General features: G+C 39.5%; 15 protein-coding genes. 5 read left to right on the top strand and 10 right to left on the bottom strand.

The genetic code is table 11. The features are described 5' to 3' along the window. Positions 1–11: 11 nt before the first annotated feature. Complete coding sequence (locus RCG21_RS22055) at positions 12–347, bottom strand: DUF1904 family protein (protein ID WP_133338710.1); 336 nt, start codon at positions 345–347, stop codon at positions 12–14. Between the two features lie 264 nt (positions 348–611). Here RCG21_RS22055 and RCG21_RS22060 point away from each other — a divergent pair, with 264 nt between their 5' ends. Further along, complete coding sequence (locus RCG21_RS22060; protein ID WP_268884133.1) at positions 612–740, top strand: hypothetical protein; 129 nt, start codon at positions 612–614, stop codon at positions 738–740. A 207-nt stretch (positions 741–947) separates the two neighbouring features. Here RCG21_RS22060 and RCG21_RS22065 read toward each other — a convergent pair whose 3' ends face one another. The 6 genes from RCG21_RS22065 to RCG21_RS22090 all read right to left on the bottom strand — a co-directional run bounded on the left by RCG21_RS22065 (position 948) and on the right by RCG21_RS22090 (position 7,134). After that, on the bottom strand, positions 948–1,742 hold the full coding sequence (locus RCG21_RS22065) for an XdhC family protein (protein WP_133338708.1): 795 nt from the start codon (positions 1,740–1,742) through the stop codon (positions 948–950). Positions 1,743–1,760: 18 nt separating this feature from the next. Continuing rightward, complete coding sequence (locus RCG21_RS22070; protein WP_133338706.1) at positions 1,761–2,639, bottom strand: FAD binding domain-containing protein; 879 nt, start codon at positions 2,637–2,639, stop codon at positions 1,761–1,763. Next, entirely contained in the window at positions 2,624–3,100 is a 477-nt protein-coding gene (locus RCG21_RS22075; protein ID WP_133338704.1) for a (2Fe-2S)-binding protein, read from the bottom strand. The genes RCG21_RS22070 and RCG21_RS22075 overlap by 16 nt, the downstream gene beginning before the upstream one ends. Continuing rightward, positions 3,097–5,259 (bottom strand): xanthine dehydrogenase family protein molybdopterin-binding subunit, encoded by a 2,163-nt coding sequence (locus RCG21_RS22080; RefSeq protein WP_133338702.1) that lies wholly within the window; start codon positions 5,257–5,259, stop codon positions 3,097–3,099. The genes RCG21_RS22075 and RCG21_RS22080 overlap by 4 nt, the downstream gene beginning before the upstream one ends. Positions 5,260–5,457: 198 nt before the next feature. Continuing rightward, on the bottom strand, positions 5,458–6,042 hold the full coding sequence (locus tag RCG21_RS22085) for a nucleotidyltransferase family protein (protein ID WP_133338700.1): 585 nt from the start codon (positions 6,040–6,042) through the stop codon (positions 5,458–5,460). Positions 6,043–6,240: 198 nt separating this feature from the next. Next, positions 6,241–7,134, bottom strand: coding sequence for a DMT family transporter (locus RCG21_RS22090; RefSeq protein ID WP_133338698.1), 894 nt, complete (start codon positions 7,132–7,134; stop codon positions 6,241–6,243). A 198-nt stretch (positions 7,135–7,332) separates the two neighbouring features. Here RCG21_RS22090 and RCG21_RS22095 point away from each other — a divergent pair, with 198 nt between their 5' ends. Continuing rightward, positions 7,333–8,202, top strand: coding sequence for a LysR family transcriptional regulator (locus RCG21_RS22095; RefSeq protein ID WP_133338696.1), 870 nt, complete (start codon positions 7,333–7,335; stop codon positions 8,200–8,202). Positions 8,203–8,295: 93 nt separating this feature from the next. On the opposite strand, the gene RCG21_RS22100 is transcribed toward RCG21_RS22095, so the two are convergent. Next, entirely contained in the window at positions 8,296–9,174 is an 879-nt protein-coding gene (locus RCG21_RS22100; protein ID WP_133338694.1) for a LysR family transcriptional regulator, read from the bottom strand. 97 nt (positions 9,175–9,271) lie between these two features. Between RCG21_RS22100 and RCG21_RS22105 the strand changes: the two genes are divergently transcribed. After that, positions 9,272–10,201 (top strand): carbon-nitrogen hydrolase family protein, encoded by a 930-nt coding sequence (locus tag RCG21_RS22105; RefSeq protein ID WP_268884134.1) that lies wholly within the window; start codon positions 9,272–9,274, stop codon positions 10,199–10,201. 266 nt (positions 10,202–10,467) lie between these two features. Beyond that, entirely contained in the window at positions 10,468–11,265 is a 798-nt protein-coding gene (locus RCG21_RS22110) for an HAD family hydrolase (protein ID WP_133338692.1), read from the top strand. A gap of 269 nt (positions 11,266–11,534) precedes the next feature. Here RCG21_RS22110 and RCG21_RS22115 read toward each other — a convergent pair. Then, positions 11,535–12,901 (bottom strand): IS1182 family transposase gene (locus tag RCG21_RS22115; RefSeq protein WP_133338690.1). Its coding sequence is split into 2 segments (ribosomal slippage): positions 11,535–12,187 and positions 12,187–12,901, totalling 1,368 coding nucleotides; the frame shifts between segments, so codons are not numbered across the junction. Positions 12,902–13,298: 397 nt separating this feature from the next. Between RCG21_RS22115 and RCG21_RS22120 the strand changes: the two genes are divergently transcribed. Beyond that, positions 13,299–13,715 (top strand): DUF1284 domain-containing protein, encoded by a 417-nt coding sequence (locus RCG21_RS22120; protein WP_133338688.1) that lies wholly within the window; start codon positions 13,299–13,301, stop codon positions 13,713–13,715. A gap of 127 nt (positions 13,716–13,842) precedes the next feature. Here the strand turns inward: RCG21_RS22120 and cshA are convergent, their stop codons facing one another. Beyond that, complete coding sequence (gene cshA / locus RCG21_RS22125) at positions 13,843–15,297, bottom strand: degradosome RNA helicase CshA (RefSeq protein WP_133338686.1); 1,455 nt, start codon at positions 15,295–15,297, stop codon at positions 13,843–13,845. Positions 15,298–15,427: the final 130 nt, after the last annotated feature.

The following is a 15,427-nucleotide window of genomic DNA, read 5'->3' on the forward strand; positions in this document are numbered from 1 at the left end:
GTTTATAAAGATTATTCTTCCGCAAAACTCTTCCCATTTAAATAATAATCAGATTCTCTAAACGTACTAAAAGCAACTTCTACTTCCGGGATCTCGAGCGAGTGAACCTGTTTCGTGATAATATTCGCAAATTCGTCCCGAATTTCCTGCCCTCTTTCAAACCATTTCACTTCAATAAATGGATATCCCGGCACCTCGTTTCCATCAAAAACAAAAGTTGAATGGACAACCTCGAGTGTGAAATTGTCCGTCCCGCAGGCACAAAGATCCGCTAATTCCTGTACGAGTGGTTTACTAATGGTTTTCACCTGCTCAACTGTTATTCCACGAATAAATAAATGTGGCACTTCAAATCCCCTCCCGTATTTTGTAATCTAATCCGATTATATCCGTTACCTAGTTTGTTTCCAATTATCCCGCCTTCCATCACTTCAAAAACGTTTTTCCCAAGGAAGTTGTGCTAATCGTTGCAGGGTTTACCACACACCTCTTTATTACTGGAAAATTTAAAATTAATCCATTAAAAAAAGCAATTGAAGATTTTAACGATTTATATTAAAATGGTTTCTTTGCTGGCATATTAATGATATATCATAATCCGGAGGGAAATCATGAGCAAATCAGAAGAATTGAAACAGGAATTACAGGTCTTAACCAGTCGACGTGAACGGATGCAGAAGAACCTTTATGAAGTGGAAAAACGCATTAATGAAATTGTTAATGAATTGAAAAAGCAATAAAATCATCTTCACTAGCGGAATTCACTCATATCAGGGGCTTTCCTTAAATAATTTGCTGCCGCAACGGCAGCATTCTTATTGAATTATACCCGCTAAATTCCCATGCTACTTGTTACTAATTAGAAAATTTCGCAGGGAGAATTCCCATAGTTTTTTCCCAACGAAAAAAAACCAGAGGAACCGTCACTCCGGTTACGGGTCCCCTGGTCACCTATTTAATTGTTTCACTTTCAAAGTCCTTTTTTCCCTGTTGACTTTGATGATTTCTCCGATAATCCCGATAGCAATTTCTTCCGATGTTTCTGATCCAATTTTCAATCCAATTGGGGAATGAACCTGTTCCAACTGTTCTGGTGTGACCCCTTCACTTTTTAGTTTTTCAAATACATGGATGGCTCTTCGTTTACTGGCAACCATTCCAATATAGGCACACGGAAATTGTAGTGCAGTTTTTAAGGCAATATCATCACAATCCTTTGTAAAAATCGCCACATAGGACTTTTCATTTAGATTGGCTGCGAGCAAAGCCTTTTCAATATCTTCATTCACAAAAAGGTTAGCCGCATGGGGAAAGCGTTCCCTAGTACAATAATCCACACGATCATCGACAATGCAATAGGGATATTCCAGGAAATCAGCAAGCTTTGCCACAGCGTAGCCTATATGACCGGCTCCAACCAGAACGAGTTCTGGCCTGCTGGTATACACTTCAATAAAAACCCGTACCGTACCGCCACAATCCATGTCGATCCCGTCTTTTGCGTATTTATTCAATTTATATTCAACGATATTCGATTGACCATTTTCGATCGCCTTTACACATTCTTCGATCACATAGTGTTCAGCCAAGCCCCCTCCGACAGTCCCTTCTATCGTACCATCACGGTAAACAATCATTTTCCCTACATGCCTGGGAGTAGAACCCTTTGATTCAATAATCATGGCTAAAGCAAAGGTTTCATTTTGCCGTGTCAATAAGGCTACTTTTTCCATCAGCAGCATGAAGATCTCCCCCCTTTTTTAAGAAAATGAATTCGTTTGATCGTGCTTCTGGTTGAGAAAATAACGTAAAAGATTTAACGCTACCGTTTTTCTGTAATCCGCAGTGGAGCGTTGATCGTCGATGGGCCGAATAATCTTTTCAAATGCTGCCACAATCGTCGCGATGTCTGCATCGGCTAATGGAATCGGTTTTCCAACCAACATCTTCTCAATATCAAGGGAACGGACCATCGTAGGTCCGACCGCCCCGAAGGCCAAGCGAATGTCATCGATTCGATCTTTGCTTATCTTGATGAAACCCGCAAACGATACTTTGGCAATGGCATCTGCGTTTCGGTTGCCGACTTTCTCAAAAACGACCTGAGAATCTTCTTCTAAAATAGAAGGAAGAATAATCTCCGCTACGATTTCATTGTGAAAGCGTTGAATCCGTCGTGGACCTTGAATAAAATCACTGATCCTAGCGGTGCGTTCCCCATTTATGGAGCGTAACAGAAGCTTTGCATTGTATACATATAATAACGGAAGTGTATCACCGGCTGGAGAGGCGTTGCAAATATTACCACCTAATGTTCCTCTGTTTCGAATGGCCGGGGCAGCAATAGTTTGAATGGCTTTCTTTAATGATCCGGGAATTAATGGATGTTCAAGTAATTCACTATAGGTACAGCAGGCCCCGATGTGGAGATCCTTTTGGTTTTGATATATCTGCTTTAATTCGGAAAGATGATCAATAAAAACAATCGGTTTCGGGATTTTCAGGGGTACTCCTCTTCCACTTTTATGAAGAACCATGACGTCTGTACCACCGGCGATGATGGCACAGTCTTCTCGATTCAATTGGCTCAAGGTTTGGTCTAAACGTTCGAAACGGTACGCGGCTATTTTTTCTGCCATAAGCCGTCACCTTTCTTAGCTGCTAGGTTAATCGCATCTACAATCATATTGTAGCCGGTACATCGGCACAGATTTCCGGAAATCCCTTCACGAATTTCAGCCTCTGAAGGATGAGCATTTTTTGATAACAAAGCTGCACTTGCCATAATCATCCCTGGAATGCAATAGCCACATTGCACGCCACCAGCAATAGAATAGCTTTCATCTAAAATCTTAAATTGTTCCGTTTCAATGATCCCTTCAATCGTTTGAATATCAGCACCAGCAATCGAGCCAATGGGAATAAGGCAGCTGTTTTGCAGGAGGTTATTTACAAAAACACTGCAGGCTCCGCACTCCCCTTCCCCACAGCCTTCCTTCGTTCCGATTAACTCAAACTCATCTCTTATTAAATCAAGTAATCTTACTGTAGGAGGGGCGTCCGTTTCTACGATTCTTCCATTTAGTGTGAATTTAATCATCCCTCTTCACCTTCTTTCAATAGAAGACTTTCCATAATGACTTCCGGTGTAATCGGAATTTGCTGAAAAGACATTTGCAATGCATCCTCGATCGCCGCTTGGACTGCTGGAGCACCGCCGATTAAGGTTAATTCACCTGCGCCCTTCGCCCCGTATGGACCATCAGCATAGGGGTTATCGAAGACCTTGCTTTCAATTGTAACAACGTCCAATGAAGTCGGCGGACCATAATCCGATATGCTTTTTTGCTGGATTCTGCCTTGTTTTGACGTCATCTTTTCTAGATAACCGTACGCTAGTCCCTGAGCTAAACCACCGTCAATTTGGCCTTTCATAATCAGTTCATCGATGACCTTCCCAACTTCATAATTGCCGTAGACTTTTTCTAACTTTACATTTCCTGTTACTGTATCCACTTCTACTTCTACGATATTGGTTCCCCATGAATAAGCAGGGTAGGCATCTCCAGTGAAGTTCGATTCGTTCCAAGGAATCATTTCACGGTGAACATAATGCTCGACTACTTCCTGTTCGACCCCCTTTTTCCACTGTTCCTTCAGTTTTTTTGCGGCCCGTTCAAGCAATTTTCCGACAATCATCGTCGTCCTAGAGGCAACAGTCGGACCGGAGTCGGGAACCTCTTTTGTATCGGGATTAGGGTATAAAACTCTCTCAAATGGGAGGTCGAGTTCTTTGGCAACAATTTTACTTAGCGTCGTATAAATTCCTTGTCCCATATCAGAATTCGAGATTTTTATCATAACCATTCCGTCTTTTGATTTAACCAGTTTCACCGTTGCTTTAATATGATCACGTTCGCCACTGCCGGTAAATCCACAGCCGTGGAGGAACAACGAGGTTCCGATGCCCTTTTTATAGCGCTGGCTTTGTTGATTTAAACGCTGAAACTCCTCTTTTTTCCTTTTATATTCAGATTTGGTTAGCAAATCCTCAATCATTTCTTCCATTAAGATTGGGTCGCGGAAATTTCCTTTAGTAATCGTGGGGTCTCCTTGTTTGACGAGGTATTTTCGTTTATATTCAAGTGGATCGATGTTTGCTAGTTTACTAAGATGTCCCATATGACTCTCGATTCCAGCAAAGCTTTGTGGAGCTCCAAAGCCTCTGAAGGCTCCGTTGGGAACAGTATTGGTTTTTAAGACATATCCTTTTGCATGAAAATGAGGAATTTTATAAACACCGGCACTATTTATTAAGGCGCGCTGTAATACGACAGAGCTCAATCCCTCATTGGCTCCGCCATCAAGAAAAACATCCACACACATGCCCAAAATATTTCCTTTCTGATCAAGGGCCGTTCGATATTTTAGTTTGGCCGGATGCCTTTTGGTCGTCACCACCATATCCTCAGAACGGTCGAACACGAGCATCACTGATTTTTTAACTGCTTTTGCAGCAACTGCGACGTGACAAGCCATCATCGAGGGAAAATCTTCTTTGCCGCCAAAGCCACCGCCAGTAGGACTTTGAACCACTCTGACTTCATCGTCACCACACGCTAAAGCGTTTACCAGCGCGTTTTTTATATAATAAAGACATTGCATCGATCCCTGGACGACAATTTCATCCTCCTTATAAATGGCGAGCATTCCTTGTGGCTCAAGGTAGACGTGCTCCTGATAACCAGTATCATATTCTTCTTCGATGATTTGATGAGCCCCCTGCTCGATCGTTGAAATAGTCTCTAAGCTTTCCCCAAATTCATAGCAAGACATCATAACCCCGGATGTTGATTTTTGCTGGATCGCTTCGTCCAATGTATAAATAGCCTGTTGTTCTTCAAATTCAATCTTTACTTCATCTAACAAACTGTACAGAATATCCAGGTCTTTTCCAACGAGCATCAGAATCGGCTCACCAATATACTGGACCCACTCATTGGCAAAAATGGGCTGGTCTTCTTTGATAATTTTGACATAATTCGGTCCGGGGATATGCTCTGCTCCAACAGCTTCATATCCTTCCGGGAGGGTTGGTAATTGTATGGATAAGATTTTTCCGTATGCTATGGGCGACCGGTACAAAACACCATATACCATATTTTCTAATTTCAAGTCACTAATATAGGGTAATTGACCTGATACTTTACCTTTATGGTCCTTTTTGGGTACTGAAATGCTTATGTCTTTGAGATTCATGGCAGCAACACCCTTCGACTCGTTTTTTAAAAGGGGACATAGAATGATAGAAACCTCTTCCTTCCGATTTTATAAATAAGCAACCTATTTTATGATTAATTTTTATGAAAATAAAAAGCAATTAAAATGCAGCTTCATTCGACCTGGAAAGCTAATCGAATGAAACTGCATGGATTAAACGGAAAAATATTGAGAAATTTAAGCTTTAAAATAACTTAGGGCTTTTTGGTAATCCTCCTGCGTATCCACATCCATTAATACTCCTGGATCCTCTACATTCATATAGTTCTTTTCGTAATGGTTGAGAACCTCACGCAAATTTCGATCTGGATGAGTTTCAAGAATTTCCTGTTTCACTTCACTTGATAATTTGATGGGGTGACCACCTTTATAATGAAAGCTGGGAATGACGACGTTCCCTTTGGATTTTGCGATTAGCTGAATGGTCTCATTTTTAACAAGCGGATAATCTCCAGGTGTTAGCAGGAAGGTTGTGCCCTGTACTTCCTTGCAGCCTGCTTGAATGGAACGAAACATCCCCTGGGTAAAGTTTTCATTATAGACAAACTTGATTTGAAAAGAATAGGCATTCTTACTGCTGATTTTTGCGATTTCCTCTTGGATGATTTCCGCTTGAAACCCGGCTACGACGATGACCCTGCTACATATCCCTTCAAATTTAGAGATGGTTTGCTCCAAGACGGTCTTTTGCCCCAGTGGCAACGTCAGCTTAAATGCATTCGCTCGGCTGGAGTATCCAGCAGCTAGGATGATGGCTTCCATATTTGTCACCTTCTACCGGTCAGTATTCTTAACCCTCTATCAGTCTTGTGAATTTATTCCCGCATTGTTAACTTTCTTTATTATATGGAATGACAAAGTTTGGCATGACTCCGGGAAATGAATGGAATATGGAAATAACACTTAATCATACTTAAAATAAAAAACAGTGGGACACCAATGCCTTCACTGTTTTTAACTTTATTCAGCTGGTGTTTTCATTAATTGATTTGAACAGTGGAATGATCTAATTTCACTAACAAATGTAGAGCCTAATAGTAGTACACCACCAAGCACCTGAACAATTGTCATTTGTTCTTGCAGGATAATGGCGGAAATCAATATAGCTACAAATGGATCTACATAACTTAGCATAGCTATACTCTGTCCTTTTAATCCTTCCATACCAGAGAAAAATAACCAAAACCCAATCCCTGTATTGATAATCCCTAAAATTAAAATAAAAGGAATGGAAGAGCTTGATACTTCAAAGATACCAAAGCCGGAAGTCAAGAATACATATGGCATTAGAAGTAAAGTGGTTGTTCCAAGCTGAATGATGGTCAGCTCTAACTTTCCCATATCCTTAATAAATTGATTTAAAAGCAATAACGCAGCATAAAATGCAGCTGCGATTAATCCAAAGGAAAGTCCAAGCAGATCATCTGAGCTGTATGCTCTCAATCCCTCCCCTACAATCATTAACATCCCTATGATTGCTACACCAATACACACAATTTTCTTGATGGATAATTGTTCCCGAAGTACAAAAGGAGAAAGAATCATCACAAAAACAGGTGCAAAGTAATAACCTAGCGTTGCATTGGCAATTGTCGTATGGTCATACGATTGATAAAGAAAAATCCAATTTCCTCCCAATGCAATACCTGAAAGAATCAAAAATAAAGCATTTGATTTAACTACTTTCCATGATATTTTTTTCTTAATCATGAAGAATATTAACAGTAAAAATATGCATCCTATGAAACTGCTAAGTAAAGCTCTTTCACTCGAAGATAGACCAATGTTTCGAACAACTAAACCAATTGTACCGAAAATAATCATTGATAATATAAACTGAATTTTAGATTTCATCATTCAACCCTACTTTTAAGAGACTTGTAGCTGTCTGGTTTTTTTGCATAATATCACTCACAAAATACATCGTCATACACCTTTTCCTTTCCTAACTTGAATAATTAATAGAAATAATTTATCATACTTACACACATTACAAAAACGAATGTTTATCATGATAGGTATGACAAAATCAGATAGGATGAGGAAAGAGATATGAATATCCAAAAATATATGGCATTTGTCAAAGCAGTAGAATTGGGTAGTTTTACAAAAGCTGCCGAAATATTGGACTATTCACAGTCTGGGATTAGCCGTATGATTAACGATTTAGAAAAGGAATGGGGGATTTTCCTTTTTGAAAGAGGACGTGCCGGTATTAATTTAACCTCTGATGGTTTAAAGTTACTGCCCCAATTAAAGCGAATTTGCAATGAGTATGAAATCTTAATGAAGCAGATCGAAGGCTTACATAATTTGGATTCCGGAATGATTCGTATTGGGACATTTTCCAGCGTAGCATCTCATTGGCTCCCTAACATTATTAAAATTTTTAAGAAGGATTACCCATTAATAGATTTTGAATTTCTGCTTGGTGATTATACTGAAATTGAGAGCTGGATCCTAAATGGGCGTGTTGACTTTGGATTTTTGCGACTACCGACAAAATCAGAACTTGAAACAATCTTTTTGGAACAAGACCGTTTGCTGGCAGTGATTCCACAAAATCATCCTCTTGCTAATTGCGAAAAGTTTCCGATCAACGGCTTACTGAACAGTCCGTTTATGCTGTTGGAAAAGGGGGCAAAAGCAGAAATCTCTGAAATTTTTGAGAGGCACCATATTTCACCGCATGTTAATTTTACAACCTGGGATGACTATGCCATTATGTCTATGGTGGAAAATGGGCTAGGAATCAGTATATTACCAGAATTGATCCTACAGCGTATTCCACACAAAATTATTGCGAAAGAGCTTGAAATTCCTGCTTATAGAAATATTGGTGTTGCGATGAGAGAACAAAAATCACTTTCCCTTGCATCCAAGAAATTTTTAGAATATTTATCATATAGGAACAGAGAGTGAATGAGTATTTACATTTTATGAAACTCTCGAATCCCGTCATTTAGCATCAAATTACTATAAAGAAGTTGTCGGGCATTAATGGGTTTTATCATCTTATTTGTAAACATCCGACACTATGTTCAAAAAAGCCTGCAACGCATGTGTTTTATATGCATTTTTCTTCAGAACGATTCCAATTTTCCATGGGATATATTGACTGCAGATTACTTTTACACAAAGATTCTGTGAGATCATTTCAGTTAATGGCCTTGGAACAATAGCAACGCCTAGTCCATCACGAACTAATGCCATTAACAAATCCCATTGAGTTGTACTATATGCAATATTCGGTACGAATTGCTCCTTACGGCAACTATCTAGAACTACCTGACGCAAAGCGAATGTAGGATCAAACATGATCCAGTCATCGTGTTGTAGTTGTGCAAGTGAAATCTGCTTTTCATCTTTTGAAACATGACCTTTTGGCAAACAGGCAACAAACGGTGCTTCAAAAATAAGTTGTTCTTCTAGTTCCTTACTTTGTGTAGGTAACACTACAAAAGCTACATCCACTTCCCCTTTTTCAACGAGCTTTTCTACACTCAATCCCCCTTCTTCGACAATTTCAAGTGTGACCCCTTTATATTTTTTAGAAAAAGTTTTTGCCACTTGTGGAAAGAAAAATGTGCCAATAATTTGTGGCAGTCCGACTTTTAAATGCCCTTTTACATGTTCACTCATATCTTCAAGCTGTATATTCAACTCCTTCATTTGCTGAAGCATTATAATCGCTTTTTCATATACAAGCTCACCTTCATCGGTTAAACGAATAATTCGATTAGAACGCTCAAAGAGTGTTACGCCGAGCTTTTTTTCCAACCTTTGAATCGTTTTAGAAAGGGATGGCTGTGCGATAAATAGCTTCTCACTCGCCTTAGAAAAGCTTCCACACTCCACAATTGTTTTAAATACCTCGAAGTCTTGTAAGTTCATTCAATTTCCTCCATTATTCCTTTTAGGCATAATCAATATGATTATCATATATTTTACACTATAATCGACTCCCCTTAAAATTTGAGAAAAAGGAGGGATTCAAGTGACTTCATGTAAAGTTGCAGTCGTTCAAGCGGGTTCAATTGTAATGAATAAAGAAAAATGTGTTAACAAGGCCATAAAGTTTATCGAAGAAGCTGGGGAAAAAGGAGCCAATATTATTGTTTTTCCGGAAGCTTTTATCCCGGCGTATCCACGGGGGATGAGCTTTGGGGCAGTAGTAGGCAGCCGTTCTGCAAGTGGACGCAATGATTTTGTGCGTTACGCCAAAAATGCCATAACGGTACCCGGAGTGGAAACAGAACAACTAGGAGAAGCAGTGAAAAAAGCAGGTGCTTATAGTGTTATTGGTGTCATTGAACGCGACCAAGAAACAAGTGGAGGAACACTATATTGCACTGCTATTTATTTTGGTCCAGATGGAAAACTGTTGGGTAAACACCGAAAACTAAAACCAACAGGTAGTGAACGTCTCATTTGGGGTGAAGGTGATGGGAGTACACTCCCTGTCTTTGATACACCTTATGGCAAAATTGGTTCGCTGATTTGCTGGGAAAACTATATGCCTCTAGCACGCGCAGCTATGTATGAAAAGGGGATTCAGATTTATGTCGCACCTACTGCTGATTCGCGTGACACTTGGTTTTCTACTATGAGGCATATTGCTATTGAGGGCCGTTGCTTTGTTTTATCCTGCAATCAATATAGTACTAAGGATATGTATGAAGTTGATTTACTTGAATCAGAGGAAATGCAAAAAATGCCTAATGAAATTACGCGAGGTGGAAGTTGCATCGTAAATCCACTTGGTCAATTTATAGTTGAGCCAGTATTTGGAAAAGAAGAAATACTGTATGCGACTTTAGATTTGGATGACATCACACGGGGTCATTTTGACTTTGATGTTGTCGGACATTATAATCGCAAAGATGTGTTTCAATTAATCGTGAATGAAGAAAAGCAATAGATTTCCTTTTTGGTATTTTTATTCATAAAAGTGCCTACCCACCTGTAATAAATGCTTACTCTGGTAAGGGGTAAATGGTTGTATAAGTATAAAATCACACATACAATAGAGTGCGGACACGCTAAAAATCCTTTTGAATCGGATACGCCCTGCAAGCCCTATCCCTTGCTTCCCTACAAGATTTATTTAATCCATACACTGAGTTTACAAGGATTTAATATTCAGATGATATGATTCGTTTATCAACGAATGAGGAGGCAGTATAAATGAATGTGCGTGCAGTATTTATTGATATGGATGGTACACTACTAACAGCCTCAAACAACATTACCCGCCGAAATATGGAAGGCATTTATAAGCTTATGAATCAGGGAGTCAAGGTTTTCCTTGCTACTGGTCGACACTATGAAGTAACCGCTCCTTACCATAAAGAAATTGGATTGCAAACTCCTATGATCTGTTTGAATGGTGCCGCTATTCACGATGCAGTGACAGGAAGAGCTATTCAAATGAAAACCGTCCGACTAAACGAAGAACGTTTCCACGATCTGACCGCTGAAAATCCTTGTAATGTTATGATCCATACAGTAAATGGACTTTATTGTAAGGAAACAAATGAAGAAATCGATTATTGGACTAAAGTTGGGCAAATTCCGCCAAGTTATATTGGAGATTTAAGACAGGCAAATTACCAAGATGTTCTTAAATATAGTGTTCGAACAGGTATACCAAGTCAGGAATTTTCCGCTATGTTTAAAAACGAAGCAGATGTCATCAATTGGAATGACGGGTTCGAACTGGTTGCTCCTAATGTTTCCAAATGGTCTGCTATAAGAAGTTTACTTCGCGAATTTCGAATTAGTCCAAATGAAGTTGTTGCCATTGGAGACGGACCCAATGATATAGAGATGCTACGGCATGTCGGGACTGGTGTGGCAATGGGGAATGCGAGCGAAGAGGTTAAAGCAGCAGCAGATTTTGTTACAGGACACCATGAAAATGATGGATTAGCTGAGTTTATAGAACGTTATCTTCATAAATCATATGAATCAAATGTGATTTAGGTTATTCAAAAAGGACGGATATTCCGTCCCCAGATTGTCGAGAAAGGGTATCTTTCTCGGCAATTTTTTAGTTTGTCGGAGTATAACCAACAGATTTTTCAATAATTGTCCCTGCTCAAAGTCCTGTTGATTTCCGCTCCAGGTGCTTCGCTTTCCGCGGGCGTGCCGGGGAGCCTCCTCGGCGCTTAGGCGCCTGCGGGGTCTCCCCTGCCCCGTACTCCCGCAGGAGTCTACGCACCTTCCGCTCCAATCAACAGGGGATAATAACTTTAAGTATTGCCACACACTGTTTGCAGCCTGGTTAAGTGTGTGGCAATCTTTTTCATGTTCTGGCAAGCCGCAGTAAGAAGAGCCTGTTCGCTAGCCTTCTTTAATCCCCGTAACCGGCAGTAGCGAAGCCCATGCAGCTCTTTTGAGTCTGCGAAGCTTCGCTCAATTTTTTCCTTTCTAAATTTATAAAGCATTTTTCCCGATCTAGGTAAGCGATTTAATCTTACCTTTTCTTTGTGCTCCTCCCAAACGTGTCGTGTTATGACCTTCACCTTATTTTTTGAACGCGTACATTGGGATAAAAGGGGGCAGTTTACACATTTTTTTGAGTAAGACTTGTATTCTCTATAACCCTCACGGGTTGTTGTTTTGTACATTAACTCTTGGCTATTGGGACAAATGTACTTATCATGTTCCTTGTCGTATGTAAATTTCCATTTAGGGAATAAACCAGTAGTAGGATGATATCTCCTATGGGCAATAACCCCAAAGATTTTTCGATCAGAAAGTCCCTTACAAATAGGGCTAGTTAGATAACCAGAATCTAGCACAACAGCTTCTACTTTAAATCCAAATCGTTGGACCTGACGGTCCAAACGATTCAGATATGGAACAGAATCATGAACATTTCCAGGTGTTACATACACATCTGAATGATATTGAGCTTCATGTCTGTAGTTCGATGATCAAGATAACAGAACATTTCTTGCTTGTTTTCACGGGACATAAATCCACATTCAGGGTCTGTTGTACTGACACGTATTTCTTTAGTCTCTTGCACTTCCTCTCTTTCCTTTAATGGCTTTTTTCCATGATTAAATCTATCCTCTTCAACTGCCTTGTTTAAATCATCAAAATATTCGCGAGTCTCTACTTCGACCTCTTTCTTTGTAAACTTGTTCTTATTTGCATTTGCCTTTAAATGAGTAGAATCCGTAAATAAAACACGACCACCAACCATCTTGTAGTTCATTGCCTGTAAAACAATTTCATCAAAAATCTCCTGAAAAATATCTGTATCTTTAAAACGATGTTGGCGATTCCAACTAATTGTAGAATGATGGGGAACTGGGTCATGGAATTTCAAACCTAAGAACCAACGGTAGGCGATGTTCATTTTTATTTCTCTTTCTAATTGTCGTTCGGAACGAATGCCGTAAATATATCCAATAAGCATCATTTTAAAAAGGATAAGTGGATCAGAGGGGCGCCCGTTATCATCACTATAATATGGACGTACTTTTTCTAGAAGAAACGAGAAATCAATATATTTATCGATTAAACGCAGAAGGTGATCGTCAGGAACCATTTCATCTATTGATACAAATTCATATTCGTTTTGAGTGGACTCTTTAGGTTTGAGCATGGGATTCACCACTTTATTAATAATTTTGTTAATTATATTATAACAAAATAACGCGGTTAATCGTTAAAGTAAATGAATAAAATAAAGGACTGTCCAAGGTATTTCGACAGCCTGAGGACGGATATTCCGTCCCTTTTTTGTGTATGCATTTTAAAAAGCGTTGCGGTGAACCCTGGTGAATCAGGTAGCTAATCACTGAAATATTTTAGTTCATTCCCCATGAATTATTGATACATAAGTCGCCTGATAAGCTGTACTGCAATCAACTGCCAAGGAGATGTGCAAGTTAAATAAAAATTTCTCAGCTTATCAAGTGTGATATGTTATGATGAATAAGTGTGTTAACCTTTCCATTCTTTTAGTTAACATTTAAATATTATCGAACTGGGGGAAATTTATGTATAAGCTACGAGGTCATCATCTTTTTTGCCTTCTTGGATATCGTGGAATGGGCTATTCCAAAGAATACGTGGAAAATATGACACGTTTGCATCAAACCTTAAGAAACGACCCCAAGACGTGTATTCAGCTTGTAAATGAACCTGATTATTTGTGTGAAAAGTACCCCAACTCCGGTGAATATCACTGCCAACACGATAATATTTATGAAAGAGATGCCGTTATTTTAGAGAAATTGGAGCTAAAAATCGGGCAAGTTCTGAATTGGGAGGACGTTGAGTCACACATCCAAAAGTATGTCGTACCCTCCGATATTCAAACTGTGTGTGAAACTTGTTTCTGGCGTTCATATGGAGTTTGTGAAGAAGGTATTCAAGAGATTCTTGAAGGGAAGGGCTTAAGGGAAGTTAAATAAGTCCTCGCCTTTTATTAAATCGTTCCGTTTTGTGCAATTTTATATTTTGGGTTGATATGACAGCTTTCGTCAATTCGACAAATGATTTGGCATTGGAGGATGATAGCAAATATCATCCTCCTTTTATTCATTTTATTATCCTTTCTTTTTTCTGAGAGGACATGGAGGTTTTTTTCCGTTTACCATTTCCCCTTTTTCCCCCAAAGTCCCTATTCCCTTTATAGTTTCTCCTTGATTTCTCTTGTGTCTTTGGTTTCTTGGCATATCTCGGTGCCTCGGAGGTCAGCTGAACGGGAACATCCCGCTGTTCCTTCGACAACAATTTCAATGCAATTGAAACCAATGCTATCGAATCATATTGATCGAGCAATTCGCTTGCAGCTTGCTTAAACTGTGTGTAATCCTCCTCTTCAACCAATTGAATCATATTTTCTACTGCCGCTCGCTGTATAGACTCCATTGCCTCCGCTACTGTCGGTATAGATTTACGCTCGATCCTACCTTTCGATGCTTTTTCAATACTGTGAATCTGTCCCTTTTCCCTCGGTGTTGCAAATGTAATAGCTACCCCCGTCTTTCCTGCTCGCCCTGTTCGACCAATTCGATGAACATAACTTTCCGAGTCTTGAGGAATGTCAAAATTGTAGACGTGAGTTACCCCTGAAACATCAATTCCCCTCGCAGCCACATCGGTCGCAACTAAAATATCAATGGTGCCCTCACGAAATTTATTCATCACGACATCTCGCTGTCGTTGATTTAAATCTCCGTGCAACCCATCCGCAAGATACCCTCTTTTATTCAATGCATCACTTAATTCATCTACGCGTCTTTTGGTTCTTCCAAAAATCACCGCTAATTCCGGGTTATCCACGTCTAATAGACGGCAAAGTACATCAAATTTATCTCGTTCATTTACCTCATAATAAATTTGCTTTACACTTGGAGAGGTAACTTCCTTCGCTTTTATCTTTACTAACTCTGGATTGCTCATAAATCTTTCCGCAAGATTTTGAATCGGTTTGGGCATGGTTGCAGAGAATAACAAGGTTTGTTTTTCTTCAGGGGTCTCTTTGAGGATTCGTTCGATATCCTCCAAAAAGCCCATATCTAACATTTCATCTGCTTCATCCAAAACCACCACAGAAATGCGATCTAACTTCAGTGTTTTACGTTGAATGTGGTCCAAAAGTCTTCCAGGTGTTCCCGTAATAATGTGAGGTCCCTTTTTTAAGGCCTTGATTTGACGATCTATTGACTGACCTCCGTAAATTGGGAGAGAAGTTATGCCCATGTATTTCGATAACCGATTGATCTCTTCTGAAACCTGAATAGCTAATTCTCTTGTCGGTGCAATTGCAATCGCCTGAACATATTTTTTGCTCGTATCTACTTTCTCCAAGATCGGTATGGCAAAGGCAGCCGTCTTTCCTGTACCTGTTTGAGCTTGACCAATTATATCCTTACCTGTCAAAGCTATGGGAATGGCTTTCTCTTGAATTGGGGATGCTTCCTCAAATCCCATATCCGTAATTGCTCTTTGAATGGGTTCACTAATGCCCATTTCATGAAATGTTGTCATACTTCAAAACCCCTTCTTAGTGTTGATTATTTTTATATTGGACTAAACTCCTTGATTGAATGCAATAAATGAATTGATATTATACTTCAATATCTCTTTCATAGTTGGATCCTTTTTGTGAGTAGATGCC

It is taken from the genome of Bacillus salipaludis (assembly GCF_030938565.1).
In the GTDB taxonomy this organism is placed as follows: domain Bacteria; phylum Bacillota; class Bacilli; order Bacillales; family Cytobacillaceae; genus Neobacillus; species Neobacillus salipaludis_A.

What these genes read in the sequence shown, in the direction of transcription:
- RCG21_RS22080 (WP_133338702.1), bottom strand. Translation starts at nt 5,259, where the DNA reads ATGAATCTCAAAGACATAAGCATTTCAGTACCCAAAAAGGACCATAAA.
- RCG21_RS22065 (WP_133338708.1), bottom strand. Translation starts at nt 1,742, where the DNA reads ATGCTGCTGATGGAAAAAGTAGCCTTATTGACACGGCAAAATGAAACC.
- RCG21_RS22095 (WP_133338696.1), top strand. Translation starts at nt 7,333, where the DNA reads ATGAATATCCAAAAATATATGGCATTTGTCAAAGCAGTAGAATTGGGT.
- RCG21_RS22070 (WP_133338706.1), bottom strand. Translation starts at nt 2,639, where the DNA reads ATGGCAGAAAAAATAGCCGCGTACCGTTTCGAACGTTTAGACCAAACC.
- RCG21_RS22075 (WP_133338704.1), bottom strand. Translation starts at nt 3,100, where the DNA reads ATGATTAAATTCACACTAAATGGAAGAATCGTAGAAACGGACGCCCCT.
- RCG21_RS22100 (WP_133338694.1), bottom strand. Translation starts at nt 9,174, where the DNA reads ATGAACTTACAAGACTTCGAGGTATTTAAAACAATTGTGGAGTGTGGA.
- RCG21_RS22120 (WP_133338688.1), top strand. Translation starts at nt 13,299, where the DNA reads ATGTATAAGCTACGAGGTCATCATCTTTTTTGCCTTCTTGGATATCGT.
- RCG21_RS22110 (WP_133338692.1), top strand. Translation starts at nt 10,468, where the DNA reads ATGAATGTGCGTGCAGTATTTATTGATATGGATGGTACACTACTAACA.
- cshA (WP_133338686.1), bottom strand. Translation starts at nt 15,297, where the DNA reads ATGACAACATTTCATGAAATGGGCATTAGTGAACCCATTCAAAGAGCA.
- RCG21_RS22090 (WP_133338698.1), bottom strand. Translation starts at nt 7,134, where the DNA reads ATGAAATCTAAAATTCAGTTTATATTATCAATGATTATTTTCGGTACA.
- RCG21_RS22085 (WP_133338700.1), bottom strand. Translation starts at nt 6,042, where the DNA reads ATGGAAGCCATCATCCTAGCTGCTGGATACTCCAGCCGAGCGAATGCA.
- RCG21_RS22060 (WP_268884133.1), top strand. Translation starts at nt 612, where the DNA reads ATGAGCAAATCAGAAGAATTGAAACAGGAATTACAGGTCTTAACCAGT.